Source organism: Cupriavidus basilensis OR16, from assembly GCF_000243095.1.
GTDB classification, from domain to species: Bacteria; Pseudomonadota; Gammaproteobacteria; order Burkholderiales; family Burkholderiaceae; genus Cupriavidus; species Cupriavidus basilensis_D.
Genome location: NZ_AHJE01000016.1, coordinates 141286 through 159191, shown reverse-complemented (window position 1 = coordinate 159191; position 17906 = coordinate 141286). Strand labels below are relative to the sequence as shown.

16 protein-coding genes, 1 tRNA gene and 1 pseudogene are annotated in these 17906 nt (G+C 66.8%); 14 read left to right on the top strand and 4 right to left on the bottom strand.

Annotated features, from left to right (window positions below):
• The first annotated feature begins 80 nt into the window (after nucleotides 1-80).
• From OR16_RS06350 to OR16_RS06320, 7 genes are all read left to right on the top strand, one after another.
• Nucleotides 81-1043: an amidohydrolase family protein gene (locus OR16_RS06350; RefSeq protein ID WP_006157135.1), complete on the top strand. Its 963-nt coding sequence runs from the start codon at nucleotides 81-83 to the stop codon at nucleotides 1041-1043.
• A 105-nt stretch (nucleotides 1044-1148) separates the two neighbouring features.
• Nucleotides 1149-1901, top strand: a complete 753-nt coding sequence (locus OR16_RS06345; RefSeq protein WP_006157134.1) for a maleate cis-trans isomerase family protein — start codon at nucleotides 1149-1151, stop codon at nucleotides 1899-1901.
• Between the two features lies 1 nt (nucleotide 1902).
• Nucleotides 1903-2748 (top strand): alpha/beta fold hydrolase, encoded by an 846-nt coding sequence (locus OR16_RS06340; protein ID WP_006157133.1) that lies wholly within the window; start codon nucleotides 1903-1905, stop codon nucleotides 2746-2748.
• Between the two features lie 31 nt (nucleotides 2749-2779).
• On the top strand, nucleotides 2780-3826 hold the full coding sequence (locus OR16_RS06335) for a hypothetical protein (protein WP_006157132.1): 1047 nt from the start codon (nucleotides 2780-2782) through the stop codon (nucleotides 3824-3826).
• The gene (locus OR16_RS06330) at nucleotides 3823-6672 is read left to right on the top strand and encodes an isochorismatase family protein (RefSeq protein ID WP_006157131.1); all 2850 of its coding nucleotides are present in this window, start codon (nucleotides 3823-3825) and stop codon (nucleotides 6670-6672) included. The genes OR16_RS06335 and OR16_RS06330 overlap by 4 nt, the downstream gene beginning before the upstream one ends.
• Before the next feature lie 112 nt (nucleotides 6673-6784).
• Nucleotides 6785-7336 (top strand): FAD binding domain-containing protein, encoded by a 552-nt coding sequence (locus OR16_RS06325; RefSeq protein ID WP_006157130.1) that lies wholly within the window; start codon nucleotides 6785-6787, stop codon nucleotides 7334-7336.
• A gap of 8 nt (nucleotides 7337-7344) precedes the next feature.
• The gene (locus tag OR16_RS06320; RefSeq protein ID WP_006157129.1) at nucleotides 7345-8514 is read left to right on the top strand and encodes a xanthine dehydrogenase family Fe-S subunit; all 1170 of its coding nucleotides are present in this window, start codon (nucleotides 7345-7347) and stop codon (nucleotides 8512-8514) included.
• A gap of 27 nt (nucleotides 8515-8541) precedes the next feature.
• On the opposite strand, the gene OR16_RS06315 is transcribed toward OR16_RS06320, so the two are convergent.
• Both OR16_RS06315 and OR16_RS06310 read right to left on the bottom strand, forming a co-directional pair.
• Nucleotides 8542-9168: a LysE family translocator gene (locus tag OR16_RS06315; RefSeq protein WP_006157128.1), complete on the bottom strand. Its 627-nt coding sequence runs from the start codon at nucleotides 9166-9168 to the stop codon at nucleotides 8542-8544.
• Nucleotides 9169-9312: 144 nt separating this feature from the next.
• On the bottom strand, nucleotides 9313-10089 hold the full coding sequence (locus OR16_RS06310; RefSeq protein ID WP_006157127.1) for an IclR family transcriptional regulator: 777 nt from the start codon (nucleotides 10087-10089) through the stop codon (nucleotides 9313-9315).
• A gap of 97 nt (nucleotides 10090-10186) precedes the next feature.
• On the opposite strand from OR16_RS06310, the gene OR16_RS48115 reads away from it, so the two are divergent.
• From OR16_RS48115 to OR16_RS06275, 6 genes and pseudogenes are all read left to right on the top strand, one after another.
• Nucleotides 10187-11449: a tripartite tricarboxylate transporter substrate-binding protein gene (locus OR16_RS48115; RefSeq protein ID WP_006157126.1), complete on the top strand. Its 1263-nt coding sequence runs from the start codon at nucleotides 10187-10189 to the stop codon at nucleotides 11447-11449.
• On the top strand, nucleotides 11446-12381 hold the full coding sequence (locus tag OR16_RS06295) for an NAD(P)-dependent oxidoreductase (RefSeq protein ID WP_006157125.1): 936 nt from the start codon (nucleotides 11446-11448) through the stop codon (nucleotides 12379-12381). The genes OR16_RS48115 and OR16_RS06295 overlap by 4 nt, the downstream gene beginning before the upstream one ends.
• A gap of 135 nt (nucleotides 12382-12516) precedes the next feature.
• Nucleotides 12517-13500, top strand: a complete 984-nt coding sequence (locus OR16_RS06290) for a Bug family tripartite tricarboxylate transporter substrate binding protein (protein WP_006157124.1) — start codon at nucleotides 12517-12519, stop codon at nucleotides 13498-13500.
• 1 nt (nucleotide 13501) lies between these two features.
• Nucleotides 13502-14503: a Bug family tripartite tricarboxylate transporter substrate binding protein gene (locus OR16_RS06285; RefSeq protein ID WP_006157123.1), complete on the top strand. Its 1002-nt coding sequence runs from the start codon at nucleotides 13502-13504 to the stop codon at nucleotides 14501-14503.
• A 36-nt stretch (nucleotides 14504-14539) separates the two neighbouring features.
• Nucleotides 14540-15173: pseudogene (locus OR16_RS06280) on the top strand (SMP-30/gluconolactonase/LRE family protein).
• Entirely contained in the window at nucleotides 15170-16231 is a 1062-nt protein-coding gene (locus tag OR16_RS06275; protein WP_006157121.1) for a cyclase family protein, read from the top strand. Before OR16_RS06280 ends, OR16_RS06275 begins: the two are co-directional and overlap by 4 nt.
• A 114-nt stretch (nucleotides 16232-16345) precedes the next feature.
• Here OR16_RS06275 and OR16_RS06270 read toward each other — a convergent pair.
• Both OR16_RS06270 and OR16_RS06265 read right to left on the bottom strand, forming a co-directional pair.
• Nucleotides 16346-16421, bottom strand: a tRNA-Met gene (locus tag OR16_RS06270).
• A 270-nt stretch (nucleotides 16422-16691) separates the two neighbouring features.
• Complete coding sequence (locus tag OR16_RS06265) at nucleotides 16692-16931, bottom strand: hypothetical protein (protein ID WP_006157120.1); 240 nt, start codon at nucleotides 16929-16931, stop codon at nucleotides 16692-16694.
• 156 nt (nucleotides 16932-17087) lie between these two features.
• Here OR16_RS06265 and OR16_RS06260 point away from each other — a divergent pair, with 156 nt between their 5' ends.
• Entirely contained in the window at nucleotides 17088-17894 is an 807-nt protein-coding gene (locus OR16_RS06260) for a 5'-3' exonuclease (protein ID WP_006157119.1), read from the top strand.
• Nucleotides 17895-17906: the final 12 nt, after the last annotated feature.

The following is a 17906-nucleotide window of genomic DNA, read 5'->3' as shown; positions in this document are numbered from 1 at the left end:
CCAACCTCGTTGCTATATTAAAAATGCTCAGCATACTGATCAATTAGGTAAGCCACCACCCAAACAGGAGTCGCCACAGCATGACGAGAATTCGCAAGATTGCCCTGGAAGAACACTTCATGGCCCCCGGTTTCCAGGCCTATTCGAAGGGATACCTCCAGCACATCGACGCAGCGGTCATGGCCGACCTTGCCAAGCGCCTGGCTGATTTCGACGACATCCGCATCGGCGAGATGGACCGCGCAGGCATCGATTTCACCGTGTTGTCCCAGACTGGCCCGGGCGTGCAGGGCGAGACGGATCGCGCCGCGGCCATCGGCCGTGCCCGCGAAAACAATGACTTCCTGGCGGCACAGGTGGCGCGCCATCCCACGCGCTTCGCGGGCTTTGCCGCGCTGCCCATGCACGATCCCGCGGTGGCGGCGGATGAACTGGAGCGCGCCGTGAAGCAGCTCGGTTTCAAGGGTTCGCTGGTTAACGGCCATACGCAGGGCGTGTATTACGACGACCCTGCCTACGACGCTTTCTGGGAACGCATGCAGGAGCTCGACGTGCCCATGTACCTGCACCCGACCGATGCTTTTGTCGCGCCGCACGCGTACTCGGGCCATCCCGAAATCAGCGGCGCGGCATGGGGCTGGGGCGTGGAGACGGCCAGCCACGCGCTGCGGCTGGTGTTCGGCGGCGTGTTCGACCGCTTCCCCCGGCTCAAGCTCATCCTTGGCCATATGGGCGAGGGGCTGCCGTTCCAGCGCTGGCGCTTCGACAGCCGTTTCGCCGTGTACTCGCACGGCATCAAGCTGGCGAAGAAGCCGTCGGAGTACATCGGCAGCAATATCGTGATCACCACGTCGGGCGTGTGCTCGCCGGCCGCGCTGAACGGCGCCATCGCCGAGATGGGCGCCGAGGCCGTGCTGTTCTCGGTCGACTATCCCTACGAATCCACCGCGATTGCCGCGGATTTCATCGAGCAGGCACCCATGGACGAGGCCACCCGCAGCCTTGTCTGCCATGGCAATGCCGAACGCATTCTCAAGCTGTGAACCCAAGCTTTGAAGATTGACTGACGGTAGACGATGGCCCTTAGCAGTCCGACGAACCTGAATATTCACTTCCGACCATTCACTTCCGACATTACGGAGCGCCCCGTGCAAAAGACCTTCCGGATCGGCCAGATCGTGCCGAGTTCCAACACCACGATGGAAACCGAAATCCCCGCGATGCTGACGTTGCGCCAGCAGGTGCGGCCCGAGCGGTTCACCTTCCACTCCAGCCGCATGCGCATGAAGAAGGTGGTCAAGGAAGAACTCGCGGCCATGGATGCCGAGTCCGACCGCTGCGCGCTGGAGCTGAGCGACGCCCGCGTCGACGTGCTGGGCTATGCCTGCCTGGTGGCCATCATGGCGATGGGCCACGGCTACCATCGCGTCTCTGAAAAGCGCCTGCAGGCCCATACCGCTGCCAACGGCGCTGATGCGCCCGTGATCACCAGCGCCGGCGCGCTGATTGACGCGCTCAAGGTCATCGGCGCCAAGCGCATCGCCGTGGTCGCGCCGTACATGAAGCCGCTGACGGAGCTGGTGGTGGACTACATCCGCAACGAAGGCTATGAAGTGGTGGACTGGCGCGCGCTGGAAATCCCGGACAACCTGGAAGTGGGCCGCCATGATCCGGCCAAGCTGCCCGGCATCGTCGCGCAGATGAACACCAAGGACGTGGACGCCATCGTGCTGTCGGCCTGCGTGCAGATGCCGTCCCTGCCGGCGGTGGCCAAGGTGGAAGCCATGACCGGCAAGCCGGTGATCACCGCCGCCATCGCCACCACCTACGCGCTCCTCAAGCAGCTCGACCTGGAGCCGATCGTGCCCGGCGCGGGCGCATTGCTTTCGGGAGCCTACTGACATGAGCACCTTTGTTTGTGGCGGCAACGTCCATGCCAACGGCATCCGCCAGCACTACCTGCGCTATGGCGGCCACAACGGCGCGCGCGTCACGCGCGATCCGGTGATCGTGGTGCCGGGCATCACCAGCCCGGCCATCACCTGGGGCTTCGTTGGCGAGCGCCTTGGCGAGCAGTTCGATACCTATGTGCTGGATGTGCGCGGGCGCGGCTTGTCGTCCGCGTCGGACACGCTGGACTACAGCCTGGACGCCCAGGCCGCCGACGTCCTGGCATTCGCGCAGGCGATGAACCTGCCAAGTTACAGCGTGGTGGGCCATTCGATGGGCGCGCGCATCGGCATTCGCGCCGCGCGCAGCCGGCCAGCGGGGCTGGCGCGGCTGGTCATGGTGGATCCGCCGGTCTCGGGCCCGGGCCGGCGCGACTACCCGGCGCAGCTCGCCTGGTATGTGGACTCCATGGCGGTAGCGCGCCATGGCGTGGACATCGAGACCATGCGGCGCTTCTGTCCCACCTGGACCGACGAGCAACTCGCGCTGCGCGCCGAATGGCTGCACACCTGCGACGAGCGCGCGGTGCTGGCCAGCTTCCAGGGCTTCCATACCGATGACGTGCATGCCGACCTGCCGGGCATCGGCATTCCCGCCTTGCTGATGGTGGCCGGCCGTGGCGATGTGGTTCGCGCCGGGGATATCGAAGAGCTTCGCGGGCTGTTGCCGCAGCTTGAAGTCAGCCATGTGCCAGGCGCTGGCCACATGATTCCGTGGGATGACGAGGCTGGATTCTACCGGGCGCTGGGCGGATTCCTCGGCGCCGACATTGTCCCCCGGCAACAGGCCGCGGCCTGAACTACTGATCCACCGATCACCAGGAGAGAACATGCCAGTCAGCGACCACGCCTTGATCCAGGCCTGGAAACAAGTCCTTACGCTGTCCCGGCTCGCCCCCGGGCAGACCGTCACCATCCTCACCAGCGCCGCCACCAACGCGCAGACACTGTCGTGCGCGCTGGTCGCCACGCAGGCGATGGGCGCCATCGTGAATCGTCTTGACCTGCCGCCCGTCAACGCAGACAAGGCCCTGAGCCGTGACCCGCTGGCCTACCTCGGCACCACGGCGCTGACCGGCAACCGCGCGGCCATTGCCGCGCTCAAGGAAAGCGACCTGGTGCTGGACCTGATGACGCTGCTGTTCTCGCCGGAGCAGCACGACATCCTGAAGACCGGCACCAAGATCCTGCTGGCGGTGGAGCCGCCCGAAGTGCTGGTGCGCATGGTGCCGACCGAAGCCGATCGTGAGCGCGTGAGCGCCGCCAACGCGCGGCTGGCGCGAGCCAGGGAAATGGTTGTGACATCCGACGCGGGCACGGACCTGCGCTGCCCGCTCGGCGAGTTTCCCGCCATCAGCGAGTACGGCTTTGTCGACGAGCCGGGCCGCTGGGATCACTGGCCCAGCGGCTTCGTGCTGACGTGGCCGAACGAAGGCGGCGCGAGCGGGCGCATCGTGCTGGACCGCGGCGACATCTTGCTGCCGCAGAAGGGCTACGTGGCGGATCGGGTCGAGCTGACGGTGGAAGGCGGCTACGCCTCGCGCATCGAAGGCGGCCTGGATGCCGAGCTGCTGAGCGACTACATGGCGTCGTTCAACGATCCGCAAGCCTATGCCATCTCGCACATCGGCTGGGGCCTGCAGCCGCGCGCGCGCTGGTCCACGCTGGGCCTGTATGACAGGGAGGCCTCGATCGGCATGGATGCGCGTGCTTACGAGGGTAATTTCCTGTTCTCGCTCGGTCCCAACAACGAGGCAGGCGGCAGCCGCACCACCGCCTGCCACATCGATATCCCGCTGCGCAACTGCACGGTGCGCCTGGACGGCGAGGACGTGGTCAGGCAAGGCAAGGTACTGGACGGATGGAACAGCCAATGACGAGACATCGCGAACTCCCCACTTATGAGCGCCAGGGCTTCGGCTCGCAGCTGCCGCTGCAAGGCCCGTTGGGCCTGCTGATCGTCGATTTCGTCAATGGCTTCGCCGATCCGGCGATGTTCGGCGGCGGCAATATCGCCGAGGCCATCGCCAACACGGTGCCACTGCTGGACAGGGCGCGGGAGCAGGGCTGGGCGGTGGCGCACAGCCGCATCGTATTTGCCGACGACGACGGCGACCACAATATCTTCACCCTGAAGGTGCCGGGCATGCTGGCGCTCAAGGAACGCGGGGCGGCCAGCGCCATCGTTGCGCAGCTTGCCCCGCGCGCTGGCGAGCTGGTGGTGCGCAAGACCGTGCCTTCGGCATTCTTCGGCACGTCGCTCGCGGCGTGGCTGACGCAGCGCGGCGTGCGCACCCTGGTGGTGGCCGGCGCGGTCACCAGTGGCTGCGTGCGCGCCAGGGGCGGGCAGGGCGTAGGCGCGCGCGTGGCGCGCAAGGAGGATGCGCGCCACCTGCATGGCAAGGGCCGCTTCGTCGCCGACATCGCCATGCCCGGCCTGCAGGAGGTTGCCTTCCTGCGCAGCCCCATGGCGCATGCGCGGCTGCTGGCGCTGCACAAGCCGCAAGGGCTGGAGCATGCGGTGATCGGGCGTGACGATATGCATGGCGCGCTCGACATCGTCGCCGACTCGGCCTTCCCGTCGTACCAGCCGTCGGCCCAGCCGCCGCTGGCCGCCGGCAAGGTGCGCTTTGTCGGCGAGCCGATCGCCATGGCCTTCGCGCCGACCCGGGCGCAAGCCGAGGACATCGCCGAGCGCATCGTCGCGGAGCTCGATGAGCTGCCGGCGCTGACCGACGTCGACGGCGCGCGGCAGGCCAGTGACACTACGCGGGTGCATGAGCACTGGAAGGACAACCACTTTCTCACGCTGGGCGCCGACAAGAATTTCGACTCGCTCAGCAAGGCCGCCTCCGTGGTGGTCAGCCGCAAGATCGACCTGGCGCGCCAGTGCATGGTGCCGATGGAAGGCAAGGCCGTGCTGGCCTACTGGGACCACCAGTTTGACCAGCTGATCGTCTACAGCGCCACCCAGGTGCCGCACATGATCCGCACGGTGCTGAGCCATTGCCTGGGCCTGGCGCAGGAGAAGGTCCGCGTGATCTCGCCGGACGTGGGTGGCGCCTTTGGCTACAAGTGCGTGCTGCAGCAAGAAGAGCTGTGCATCGCCTGGCTGGCCATGACGTACCGCCAGCCGTTCCGCTTTATCGAGGACCGGCGCGAGCATCTGACCGCTGGCGCCAACTCGCGCGAGCACCATTACGAGGTCACGGCCTATGCCGACGCGCGTGGCCGGCTGCTGGCGCTGGATGCCAGGATCGCCATTGACGGCGGCGCGTATTCGGTGTGGCCCTTCACCATCGGCCTCGAACCCGGCCAGGCCATCGGCAACCTGCCGGGGCCATACGCCTTCGACGGCTACCGCTGCATCACCGAATGCGTGGCCACCAACAAGCCCGGCTTTGTGCCGTACCGCGGCGTGGCGCGCACGGGCGTGTGCTTTGCCATGGAACTGCTGATCGATGCGCTGGCGCGCGCGGTCAAGCGCGAACCGTGGGAGATCCGCTGCGAGAACCTGGTCCAGCCGGAATCCATGCCCTACATCAACGTCACCAACAAGCACTTCGACGGCGGCGACTATCCGGCCAGCGTGCGCAAGGCCGCGCAGATGATCGGGCTGGCGCGCATCCGCGAGCGCCAGCGTGATCGGCAGAACGATCCCTCGGCGGGCTCGCGCCATCTCGGCGTGGGCTTCGGCACCTATACCGAGCAATCGGCGCACGGCACTTCGGTGTTCGCCGCCTGGGGCACGCCGGTGATTCCCGGCTTCGATTCCGCCACCGTGCGCATCACGCCGGACGGCGGGCTGGAAGTCCGCGTGGGCGTGCACTCGCATGGCCAGGGCATGGAAACCACCTTTGCCCAGATCGCGCACGAGATCCTTGGCATTGACGTGGCGCGCGTGAAGGTCGTGCACGGGGATACCGGTGTGACGCCGTTCTCCACCGGCACCTATGCCTCGCGCTCACTGGTGATGTCGGGCGGCGCCGTGTCGCGCGCCTGCAAGGCGCTGGTGCCGCGTCTGCTGAAGATCGGCGCGCATCTGCTGCAACGCCCCGAGAGCGAGGCCGCGCTGGCCGGCGGGTCGGTCAAGGCCGGCGCCGCCGCCGTGGCCATCAGCGAGATCGCCAACGCCTGGTACATCAACCCACAGCGGCTGCCCGCCGACGTGGACCCCACCGGGCTGGAAACCACCATGGGCTACAAGCCCAACGTGGATACTGGCAGCTTCACGTACTCCACCCACGCCGCGCTGGTGGAGGTGGACACCGATTCCGGCCACGTCGAGATCCTCGACTACGTAGTGGTGGAAGACTGCGGCACCATGGTCAACCCGATGGTGGTGGAAGGCCAGACCTACGGTGGCGTGGCGCAAGGCATCGGCACGGCCATGTTCGAGGAGATGCGCTACGACGGCAATGGCCAGCCGCTGGCCTCCACGCTGGCCGACTACATGCTGCCCGGCCCGACCGAGATCCCCTCGATCCGCATCCATCATTTCGAGACGCCATCGCCGCACACCGAGTTCGGCGCCAAGGGCATGGGCGAGGGCGGCGCCATTGCGCCCCCGGCCGCCATCTTCAACGCCGTCAACGACGCGCTGGGGCAGTTCGGCGTGGAGTTGCTGGAGACGCCCCTCACGCCGCGCAAGGTGCTCGAAGCGCTGGCCCGCGCCGAGCAAGCGCAACAGCCGCAAGCCACGCAAACCAGAGAGGCGGCCTGAGCCATCATGAAAGCAGCTGCATTCACCTATCACGCGGCCCCCACGCTGGCCGCAACCTGTGCCGAGCTGGCCGGGCGCACCGACAACGCCAAGGTCATGGGCGGCGGGCAATATGTTGCAATCGGTGGCGAGCGGCATCGCTTACCGCGCCATCCGCAATCGCGGCACCATCGGCGGCAGCCTGGCACATGCCGATCCCGCCGCCGACTGGGTGGTGGTGCTGAGCGCCGTCGGCGCCGAGATCGAACTCATCTCCAAGGCCGGTACCCGCGCGGTGCCCATGACGCAGTTCATGCTGGGTGCCTACACCACGGCGCTCACCGACGGCGAGCTGATCTGCGCGGTCCATGTGCCACGCCAGCCCGACGCCGCGCGCTGGGGCTACCACAAGCTGTGCCGCAAGACTGGCGAGTTCGCCGAAGCCAGCTGCGCCGCTTACTTCGATCCGTCCGCGCGTTTCGCCCGCATTGCGCTGGGCGCGCTCGACGGCGCGCCGGCGCTGCTGCGCGGTCTGGCCCACGACATCGCCGCGCAAGGCCCTGCCGCGCTCACGCCGCAGGCCGTGCTGGCCGCCGTGACAGAGGCCACGCCTGGCAAGGACGCGATCGACCGCAAGCTCTACTGCGCTGCCGTCACTCGCTGCATCGAACAATTCTTTAACTGAGGGCCGCAGTGGAAACCATCGCACTGACGATCAATGGCCGCGCCGCCGCCGGCGCCTGCGCGCACCGCACCCACCTGGGCGACTTCCTGCGCGACGGGCAAGGCCTGACCGGCACCCACCTGGGCTGCGAGCACGGGGTTTGCGGCGCCTGCACCGTGCTGGTCGACGACAAGCCCGTGCGCTCGTGCATCACCTTTGCCAGCGCCTGCGCCGGCAGCAAGGTGGTGACCATCGAAGGCTATGACGACGACCCCGTGATGCGCGACCTGCGCGCCGCGTTCAACCAGCACCACGCGCTGCAATGCGGCTACTGCACGCCCGGCATGCTCGCCACCGCGCGCGATATCGTGCTGCGCTTGCCACATGCCGATGAGGCCATGATCCGCCATGAGCTCTCCGGCAACCTTTGCCGCTGCACGGGCTATATGGGCATCGTGGCCGCGATCGGCTCGGTGCTGGCGCAGCGCAGGCCGCAGGCTGCGGGCAGCGCAGCGCCAGCCGCCGTGGCGGCCGTGAAACGCGAGTTCGTCTGCTTCACGCCCGCGCCCGACAGCGCCAGCCAGTCTCCAGCCGCGCCTGCCGCGAAGGAAGAAGCCGAACGCAGTGCCGACAAGAAGGGCTGGTCCCGCATCGACGGCGGCTTCAAGGTGCCGTTCCCGGTCGACGACGTGTGGCGCTTCATGGCGGACTTGCCGGCGGTGGCAAGCTGCCTGCCGGGCGCGGCGCTGACCGAGCAGGACGGCGACCGCGTCAAGGGGCACGTGGCGATCAAGTTCGGCCCGATGGCGGCGCGCTTCAACGGCGCGGCGCGGCTCGAGCGGGACGAGGCAAAGCGGCGCGGCGTGCTGAAGGGCGCGGGGCAGGATTCGCTGAGCAACTCCAAGGCCGCGGGCGATATCACCTATGTGCTGCAGGCCATATCGGCAAGCGAGACGGAAGTGCTGATTGACCTGCAGTATTCCCTGCAAGGCCCGCTCGCGCAGTTCTCCCGCTCGGGGCTGGTGCGCGATTTTGTCCGCCGCATGATGGCGGACTTCGGCAAGAACGTCACTCGCAAGATGGACCCGTCACTGTCGGAGAGCGAGCGCAGCCAGGTCACGCAGATGAATCCGGTATCGATGATGCTGGGGGTGATGTGGGAGAGGGTGAAGCGGCTGTTTGGAGGTGGGCGGGACTAGGAGAGGGCGGCCATCGCCGCCCTTGGCCTACAGCCGCGACGACGCCAGCCGCGCGGCGAGCCCAAGGAACACCACGCCCGCAAACCAGTTCAGCGCGCGCTGCGCGCGTGCCGAGCGCAGCAGCAGGGCGCCGAACATGGCGGAGAAGTAGGCGATGACGGAAAAGACAAGGAGGGTGGCGATGATGAACACCACGCCCAGCACCATGATCTGCAGGGCGATATGGCCACGGTCTGGCGCGACGAACTGCGGCAGGAACGCGAGGAAGAAGATCACCACCTTGGGGTTGGTCAGGTTCATCACCACGCCCCGCCGATACATCCGCCCCGCGCCGGCCTTGTCGGCGTTGCCCTGGCTCATCGCGCCCACCGGGGCGCGGAACGCCTGCCAGGCAAGATAGGCGAGGTACAGCGCGCCAGCGATCTTGAGCACCATGAACGCGACCTTGGACGCGGCGAACAGCGCGGCCAGGCCAAAGGCGACCGCGGCCGTATGCACGAGCAGCCCGGTGCACAGGCCAAGCACCACGACCATGCCGGCGCGGGGCCCCCGCATGGCGGATTGCAGCAGCACAAAGACATTGTCCGGGCCGGGCGTCAGTCCAAGCGCCACGGCGATGCCAAAAAATGGCAACAGGATCTCGATCGGTGGCATGCGCTTAACTCCTTTGCCGCGGATATCGCGTTGTCGGGTGGGATCCCGTATCGGGAAAAAGCCGTGGCCGGGGCAGCAGGACGGCCCCCCGAATACTGCCACCCTGGCAACGTCTTGCGCCAGCGCGGCGTATCCGTTGCCAGGTTACGGATGCCACGTCGCCGGACTGCCCGAGGCCGCTGCCGGCGCAGGCCGATGGCTCCCGGCCATGGCATAGGATAGCTGGTTGGCCGCGTCCACCACCGTCTGCGCCAGGGCAATCAGCCGCTCCTCGCTGAGCCGCGAAGTCGGCCCGGAAATGCAGGCGGACCCTAGCAGCCGCCAATGCAGGCCAAACACCGGCGCGGAAACGCTGGAGACTTCGGGCTCGCGCTCGCCCATCGACAAGTGATAACCCCGCCGCCGGATCGATTCATAAGGCTCGCCCGGCTCTCCTGAGAACGCCAGGATGACGCGCCCCGGCGCACCGCTGTCCAGCGGCAGCGCCGAACCGATGCGCACGTGGTGCCGGATGGCCTGCGGCCCCTCCACACGCACCAGGCACATGCGCTGCTGGCCCTCGCGCACGTAGAACGATGCGCTTTCCCCGGTCTTGATCGTCAACTCCCGCAGCACCGGCTCGACCACTTCGTACACGTTGAAGGTGGCCTGGTAGCAGGCACCCAGCCAGCCCGCCGCACGCCCTAGCCGCCAGCTCCCGTCTTCCTTCTGGACCAGGTAGTCGTCGCTCGCCAGCGTTCGCGCCAGGCGCAGCACGGTGGTCTTGTGGAAGCCGGTGCGGCGGCTGAGTTCCGCGAGCGTGAGCTGCGCGTCGCTCACGCCAAAGGCTTCCAGGACGCGCATCGCACGCCGTACAGCGATCACGCCGCCGCTGGCGTCGTCGCCAGCGTCACCCGCGATGGGAGAGGAGGAGGGGTCCATGGTGTGGAACGGGTTGCATACAGTGAAACCGTATTGTACTGCGTGCAACGAAGATCCAGAATCCGTTTCAACAAATAACGAGATATGGAGACAAGCAATGACCCTGCTGCGCCGTGGCCTGGCCACCGCCATCCTTTGCGCCCTGGCCCTCCCGGTCCTGGCCCAGACCTATCCCGCCAAGCCCATCCGCGTGATCGTGCCGTTCCCGGCCGGCGGTGGCACGGACATCATTGCCCGCGAGGTCACCAACAAGGTGGCGATGGCCCGGGGCTGGCGTTTCGTCGTGGACAACAAGCCGGGCTCGGGCGGCAACCTTGGCGTGGATGCCGCGGCCAAGGCCAGCGGCGACGGCTACACCATCGTGCTGGGCCAGACCAGCAACCTGGCCATCAATCCCACGCTCTACCGCAAGCTGCCCTACGACGTGGCGAAGGACCTCACGCCGGTGGGCCTGGTTGCCAGCGCGCCACTGGTGCTGGTGACCAACGTGGATTCGCCGTACAAGACGCTGGCCGACGTGGTCGCGGCCAGCAAGGCGCATCCGGGCACCATCAATGTGGCCTCGCCGGGCAACGGCACCGTGGCGCACCTGACCAGCGAGCTGTTCCAGAAGACCGCCGGCATCAAGCTTACCCACGTGCCGTACAAGGGCGCGGCCCAGGCGGTCAACGACCTGATCGGCGGCCAGGTGCAGTTGTACCTGTCGTCGGTGCCGACGCTGATCGGCCATATCCGCAATGGCAAGATGCGCGCGCTGGCCGTGACCTCCGTGGCCGGCCGCCGTGGCGCGCTGCACGGCCGTATCCGGGCGCTGCGCCCGCACATGAAGCTGGCCGGCACGGCCTTCACCGTGGAAGTGCGCCCCGGCGACAACCTGATGATCCATGCCGCGATGGCGCTGGCGCAGCCCGGCGACGTGCTGGTGATCGACGGCAAGGGTGACCAGAGCAGCGCGCTGATGGGCACCATCATGATGAATGCATGCCGCCAGCGCGGCATCGCCGGCGTGGTGGTCGACGGCGCGGTGCGCGACAGCCTGGAGATCGACGAAATGGATTACCCGGTGTTCTCGGTGGGCACCAACCCCAACGGCCCGACCAAGGAAGTGGGCGGGCGCATCGGCCACCCGGTCTCGGTCGGCGGCGTGACGGTCCACCCCGGCGACTTCATCTGCGGCGACGCCGATGGCCTGGTGGTGGTCGAGCGTGAAAAGATCGCATCGCTGCTGCCGCTCGCCGAGCACAAGGAGGCCGCCGAAGCCCGCCGCATCGCGCAGATCAAGGAAGGCAAGACCAATGCCCCGTGGCTGCTTGCCTCGCTTGTCACCGCCGGCGTGCTGAAAGAGGGGGAGACGCTGTGAGCGCCAAGCCAGCCATTCTCGTCACCGCGGCCGACCTCGCGCCACAAGCCGAGGCATTGCTCGGCAATTTTGAGATCATCTACGCCGGCAAGACTCCCCAGGCCGCCGATCTGGTGGCACTGGCGCAGCGCCACAACCCGGTCGGCATCATCGTGCGCTACGGCGCCGTGACGCCGGAAATCATGGACGCCGCGCCGGCACTGAAGGTCATCTCCAAGCACGGCAGCGGCACCGACACCATCGACAAGCCCGCCGCCGCGGCGCGCGGCATCGAGGTAACGGCCGCAGTTGGCGCCAACGCGGCCGCGGTGGCGGAACAGGCGCTGGCCCTGCTGCTGGGCTGCGCCAAATCCGTGGTGCAGCTCAACCAACGCATGCATGCCGGCCATTGGGACAAGGCCACGCACAAAAGCGTGGAGCTGGCGGGCCGCACCATCGGCCTGATCGGCCTCGGCGCCATAGGACGGCGCTTTGCCAGGATGTGCGATGCGATGGACATGCGCGTGATCGGTTTCGATCCGTTCGCCGCCGATCTGCCTGCCTGCATTGAACCGGTGGAGCTGGAAGCGATCTGGCGCGAATCCGACGCGATCTCGCTACACTGCCCGCTGACCCCCGAGAACAGGGCGATGATCAACGCCCAGACGCTCGCTCGCTGCAAGCCCCGCCTGATGCTGGTCAACACCGCGCGCGGCGGGCTGATCGACGAACCTGCGCTGCTGGCCGCGGTGCAGTCCGGGCAGGTGGCCGTGGCCGGGCTGGACAGCTTCGCGGTCGAGCCGATGACGGTGCCGCATATCTTCCACGGCCAGCCCGGCTTTGTGCTCAGCCCCCACATCGGCGGCGTGACCAGCGCCGCCTATGTGAACATGGGCGTGGCAGCGGCACAGAACACGCTAGGCGTGCTGGCCGCGTTGAACGAAGCCGGCTGAGCGGGCCGAAGGCGCGTGCTACGACGACGGCTGTCGCTCCCACTCCCGTCAGGGGGAGCCGAGGGCAAACCAGCGTAGAGGGCAAGACGTACGAAAGCGCGATCGGCCCCAAGAACTAAACTGCAGGAGACAACCATGAACACCAAATCAAAGCGCGCGTCGGTTCCGCACCGCTGCGTGCTAGCAGTGATCGCCTTTATCGCCATGTCGGTACACGCGCAGACCTGGCCTGACAAGCCCGTCAGAATTGTCGTTCCCTACCCCCCGGGCGGCGCCGTGGACGCAGTCACCCGCAAGATGGCGCAACGTCTTACCGAGCAAACCGGCCAGAGCTTCGTCGTTGAAAACAAGGCAGGCGCCACCGGCACCATCGGCACCACGCAAGTGGCGCGCGCCCCGGCCGACGGCTACACGCTGCTCGCCAACGACACCACGTATTCCTTGTTGCCGCATATCTTCAAGAAGTTGCCGTTCGACTACGCCAACGACTTGCAGCCAGTGGCCGCCTTCGTGTTCGCGCCAATGGCCGTGGCGGTCAAGGCCGACGGCAAGTTCAAGACCATGAACGACCTGGTCACCGCGGCCCGCGCGGGCGACGGCAAGGTGAGCTACGGATCGGGCGGCGCCGGCACCACGCCGCACTTTGCCAGCGAAGCCCTGGGCGTGGCCACCGGCGCGCACTTCATGCACGTGCCGTTCAAGGGGGCGGGCGAGGCCACGCTGGCGCTGCTCGGCGGCACGGTGGACTATCAGATTGCTTCCACGCCCGGCGTCATCGGGCAGGTCAAAGGCGGCAGCCTCCGGCTGCTGGCGGTGAGCGGCGACAAGCGCCTGGCAGCGCTGCCCAATGTGCCGACCTTTGCCGAGGCTGGCGTCAAGGGCTATGGTGTAGTCAACTTCACCGGCCTGTGGGCACCCAAGGGCACGCCGCCGAAGGTACTGGAGCGCCTTCAGAAAGAAGTGGCGACCGCCATGGCCTCTCAGGACATGAAGACCTTTGCCGAAGGCATCGGCGCGAATCCGGGCTACTGGGATGCGTCGACGTTCTCCCGGCAGCTTGCCGAGCGCACGGCGTTCTGGGGCAAGGTAGCGGCCAACACCGCATTTGAAAAGCAATGACATGACGCTACGGCACATTTCAACTCCACGCCGCATCCCGGCATGCAGCCTGCTGCTGGCCGTGGGCGCTCTGGCATTGCCAGCCGGGGTGCACGCGCAAGCACAGGCATGGCCGGGCAGGCCACTGCGGCTGGTGGTCGGTTTCTCCGCCGGTGGCCCGACCGATGTGGTGGCGCGCGCTTTCGCCGCGCAAGCGGGCAAAGGGCTGGGGCAGCCGATGGTGGTGGACAACAAGCCCGGAGCCAACACCATCATCGCGGCGCAAGCGGTAGCCAACGCCACGGATGGCCACACGTTGCTGATGGCCGCCACCAATCACGCCATGATCCCGGCGCTTTACAGCACCCGCGTCAACTTCGACGCGGTCAGGTCGTTCAAGCCGGTCTGCGTGGTCGCCGTCGCCCCCACGGTGCTGGTGGTCGGGCCTTCGTTGCACGTCAGGACATTGGACGAGTTCCTGCAGAAGGCCAAGGCAAAACCGTTGTCGGTCACCTATGGCACGCCTGGCGTCGGCAGCTCGGTGCACTTCGCCAGCGAGCTGTTCGCGCGCGAGGCGGGGATCCGCATGACCGGCGTGCCGTACAAAGGAGCGGCGCAGGTGGTCAATGACCTGATGGCCGGGCAGGTGGATGCTTCGTTCGCGTCGCTCGGCTCCGTCTTGCCGCAGATCAAGTCGGGCAGGCTGAGGGCATTGGCGATCGCCAGTCCGGCGCGCTCCGCGCAGTTGCCGGACGTGCCCACCTTCGAGCAAGCCGGCGTGAAGGGCTATGCCGCCGATGCGTGGTACGGCGTGCTTGCGCCGGCAAGCATGCCGGATGCGCACGTGCGCCTGCTCGAGCGCGAGGTGCAGGCCTACCTGGCCGCGCCCGGCACGACCGAGAGGCTGCGCGCGCTCGGGCTGGAACCCAAGGCGCTATGCGGCGAGGAGTTTGCCCGCCAGATCCGCCGTGAAGTCGCCGTTTATAGCCAGATCGCCCAGGAGCTTGGGCTCAAAGCCGACTGATTTCGCGTCAACCTCATCGCGCGCTGCGCTATTGCCATGTTCTTGCTGAATGCCCCGGAAGTCCGTGAGCTGGATACTTTTATCCGCATGCCGATGCGATACCGCCAGCCCAGGCGCACGGTCTGGGCCGATGCCAATCAGGGTGGGCGCGAGATCGATGCCTTCCTGGAGGGGCCGGTGGTCGACGGCGCCGGCAATCTCTATGTCACCGACATCCCCTATGGCCGCGTCTTTCGGATTGAGCAATGTGCCAAGCCCCAACGGCATCGTGCTGTCCCCCGACGAGAAAGTCCTGTTCGTGGCGGTGACCCGCGGCAATTGCGTCTGGCGCATGCCGATCCTTGCCGATGGCGGCGTCTCCAAGGCGGGCCAGTTCTTTACGTCGTACGGCCCGAGCGGCCCGGACGGGCTGGCCATGGATGCCAGCGGCCGGCTGCTGGTGGCGAACCCGGGGCTGGGCTACGTCTGGGTGCTGAACCACCGCGCCGAGCCGCTGCAGGTGCTGCGTGGCCCCGCCGGGCATTCCCTGACCAATCTCGCCTTTGGCGGCGCGGCGGGCAAGACGCTGTTCGTGACGGACTCCACGGCGGGCGACATCCTGCGCATCGACATGGATGTGGCGGGCCTGCCGATCGGCCCGAACAAGATTTCGATGGGAGACGAAGCATGACGCAACGCTGGAAGCATAGCCCGGAGGGCAGCCACTGGGGCGAGTTCGGAGACGACGACCAGCGCGGCCGGATGAACCTGGTGGATGAGGCCAAGGTGCTGCAAGGCATCGCCGAAGTGAAGGTGGGGAGGACGTTCTGCCTGTCCTTGCCGCTGGACGTGCCGGGCGGCTCGGCGATGAATCCGCGCCGGCAGCCGCCGCGCCGCTTCTCGGTCCTGCGGGACGGCAAGAGCGCGGGGCAGCAGGGATTCTGCTGGTCGTACGCGTCCGAGGACCCGAGCATCACCGATGTGGTCAACGACGACGTGGTGCTCATGAGCCTGCAGTATTCCACGCAGTGGGACAGCCTCGCGCACGTTGGCAGCCACTTCGATGCCGATGGCGACGGCGAGCCGGAGGCGGTCTTCTACAACGGCTTCAAGGCGGGAGAGCACATCCGGCCTGGCCATGAAGTCAGCAGCGCCGAGCCCTGGGCGCGCTACCAGGATCCGGTGGCGCAAGCGCTCAGCATCGCCGTGCTGGCGGAGCATGGGGCGCAAGGGCGCGGCGTGATGCTGGACCTCGAGCACCATATTGGCCGCAAGCGCCATGCCGTCGGGTACGACGAGCTGATGCGCATCCTCGATGCCGACAGCATCCAGGTGGAGTCCGGCGACATGGTCTGCATCCACACCGGTTTTGCCGACATGCTGCTGGCGATGAACGGCAACCCGGACGTCAAGCACTTGCATGACAGTGGCAGCGGCCTCGACGGCTACGATAGCAAGCTGCTGAACTGGATTGTCGACACCAGGCTGGCTTGCCTGCTGGCGGACAACCCGGCGGTGGAACTGGTGGTGCCGAAGCCGCTGACGCCGTCGCCGATCCGCGGCCCGCGCCTGCCGCTGCACGCACATTGCCTGTTCAAGAACGGCATTCATCTTGGCGAGTTGTGGTACCTGACGCCGCTGGCACGCTGGCTGCGCGCGCACGGCCGCAGCCGCTTCCTGCTGACCGCGCCGCCGCTGCGCCTGCCAGGCGCGGTTGGCTCACCGGCGACGCCGATAGCCACGGTCTAAGCCGGCCGTCTTATCTTCGGCGTGCACCGTCGCAAGCTACGCCTGACGCTTGCCTGCTGGCCCCGGAATGCAAAAAGCCCGTGCGGCGTGAACCGTACGGGCTTTTTTAGATTCTGGTTGCGGGGGCAGGACTTGAACCTGCGACCTTCGGGTTATGAGCCCGACGAGCTGCCAACTGCTCCACCCCGCGGGCAGAAATATACGCGGGTTGGCGCCTCGTGGATAGCCCTGATTGGGATTATTTGCCGAAATGGTCGAGGCGGATTACCGGAATCAATGCGGTTGCTGCAAGAATGAGCACGGCATTTGCGGCTTGCCAAGCATCCGGCCGATGTCCGATAGCTGACCCAAGCGGCGCATTCGCCGCACGCACAACATCAACGGCCACCATTGTCCGTGCGATTGCCAGCGCGCATCAACCACATCCCGGCGCCGGCCAGCCAACAACAACGTCCGCTTTTTACCCCCCGGCGGCGTCCTTAGGCGCCGGAGCCAGGCGGAACTGCGCGGAAAGGTCGGCCTCGGCGCCAAGCTGGGCGTCGGTCTGCACGAGGCCTTTTGCGGCGAGCTTCGTGAGTGTCCGCGCTGCCTGGATGGGGCTGACGCCCGTGGCCTTTGCGACCTGATATGCATCCATCGGGGTGCCTGTCTTTTGCAGGGCGTCGATTACTGCCTGGCGAGTGTCGTGATTGTTGTTCATTTCCGGGTGTAGGTTGAATCTGCTCAGACTAGACGAGGTGGCCCGCCGACGCAACCCCGCATTCTTGCGGACTCGCCCCCCGAAAAGGTTGCGCGGCGGGCGTCGCACGTCAGAATAGAGGGTCTGACTGTACGCATCGCTAGATTCGCAAGAACAATGAAGCACACACTACTGTTGATCGACGGCCTGAACATCCTGCGCCGGGTCTACGAAGCCAACCCGGCCGAAGACATCCCGACCAAGGTCGAGGGCGCCGTGCTTTCGGCGCTGGCCTCGTTTCGCCGGGCCTTGACCGACTGCAAGCCCACGCACGCGCTGGCGGCGTTTGATACGGGCGGCAAGACCTGGCGGCACGCGCTCTATCCCCAGTACCGCCAGCACCGCAAGCCCATGGACCCGGAACTGGCGGAGGTCTTGCCCGACTTCCGGCTGACGCTGACCGAAGTGCTGGGGCTGCAGACCGCCATGATCGATGGCTACGAGGCCGACGACATCATCGCCACGGCTTTCTATCGCTGGACCGCGAGCAAGGAGGGCCAGGTGATCCCGGTGAGCACGGACAAGGACGTGCTGCAGCTGATCGCCGACGGCGCCATCGTGCGCAATCACTTTGCCACCGCGAAGAACGGCGAGCCGTCCTGGTTCGATGAACGCTACGTCGTCGATAAATTCGGCGTGGGTAGTCACCAGCTTGCCGACTATCTCGCCTTGCTGGGGGATAGCTCGGACGATATCCCTGGCGTCGAGAAGATCGGGGCCAAGACCGCTGCCAAGCTGCTGCAGCGCTACGGCGACCTGGAGGGCGTGCTCGCCAACGCCGCCGAGGAAAAAGGCGTGGTCGGCAAGAACCTGGCGGAACAGGCGCATCTCGCGCGGCTCTCCCGCCAGTTGCTCTCGCTGAAGACCGATGCCCAGCTTGGCCTGACATGGAACATGCTGCGTGTGGGCGAATCGGCTGAGTAAGGACCGGGCAGC

Bases quoted from the DNA above. Each gene is read 5' to 3' on its own strand.
- OR16_RS06350 (WP_006157135.1), top strand. From the start codon at position 81: ATGACGAGAATTCGCAAGATTGCCCTGGAAGAACACTTCATGGCCCCC.
- OR16_RS06340 (WP_006157133.1), top strand. From the start codon at position 1,903: ATGAGCACCTTTGTTTGTGGCGGCAACGTCCATGCCAACGGCATCCGC.
- OR16_RS06335 (WP_006157132.1), top strand. From the start codon at position 2,780: ATGCCAGTCAGCGACCACGCCTTGATCCAGGCCTGGAAACAAGTCCTT.
- OR16_RS06330 (WP_006157131.1), top strand. From the start codon at position 3,823: ATGACGAGACATCGCGAACTCCCCACTTATGAGCGCCAGGGCTTCGGC.
- OR16_RS06325 (WP_006157130.1), top strand. From the start codon at position 6,785: ATGTTGCAATCGGTGGCGAGCGGCATCGCTTACCGCGCCATCCGCAAT.
- OR16_RS06315 (WP_006157128.1), bottom strand. From the start codon at position 9,168: ATGCCACCGATCGAGATCCTGTTGCCATTTTTTGGCATCGCCGTGGCG.
- OR16_RS06310 (WP_006157127.1), bottom strand. From the start codon at position 10,089: ATGGACCCCTCCTCCTCTCCCATCGCGGGTGACGCTGGCGACGACGCC.
- OR16_RS48115 (WP_006157126.1), top strand. From the start codon at position 10,187: ATGACCCTGCTGCGCCGTGGCCTGGCCACCGCCATCCTTTGCGCCCTG.
- OR16_RS06290 (WP_006157124.1), top strand. From the start codon at position 12,517: ATGAACACCAAATCAAAGCGCGCGTCGGTTCCGCACCGCTGCGTGCTA.
- OR16_RS06285 (WP_006157123.1), top strand. From the start codon at position 13,502: ATGACGCTACGGCACATTTCAACTCCACGCCGCATCCCGGCATGCAGC.
- OR16_RS06275 (WP_006157121.1), top strand. From the start codon at position 15,170: ATGACGCAACGCTGGAAGCATAGCCCGGAGGGCAGCCACTGGGGCGAG.
- OR16_RS06265 (WP_006157120.1), bottom strand. From the start codon at position 16,931: ATGAACAACAATCACGACACTCGCCAGGCAGTAATCGACGCCCTGCAA.
- OR16_RS06260 (WP_006157119.1), top strand. From the start codon at position 17,088: ATGAAGCACACACTACTGTTGATCGACGGCCTGAACATCCTGCGCCGG.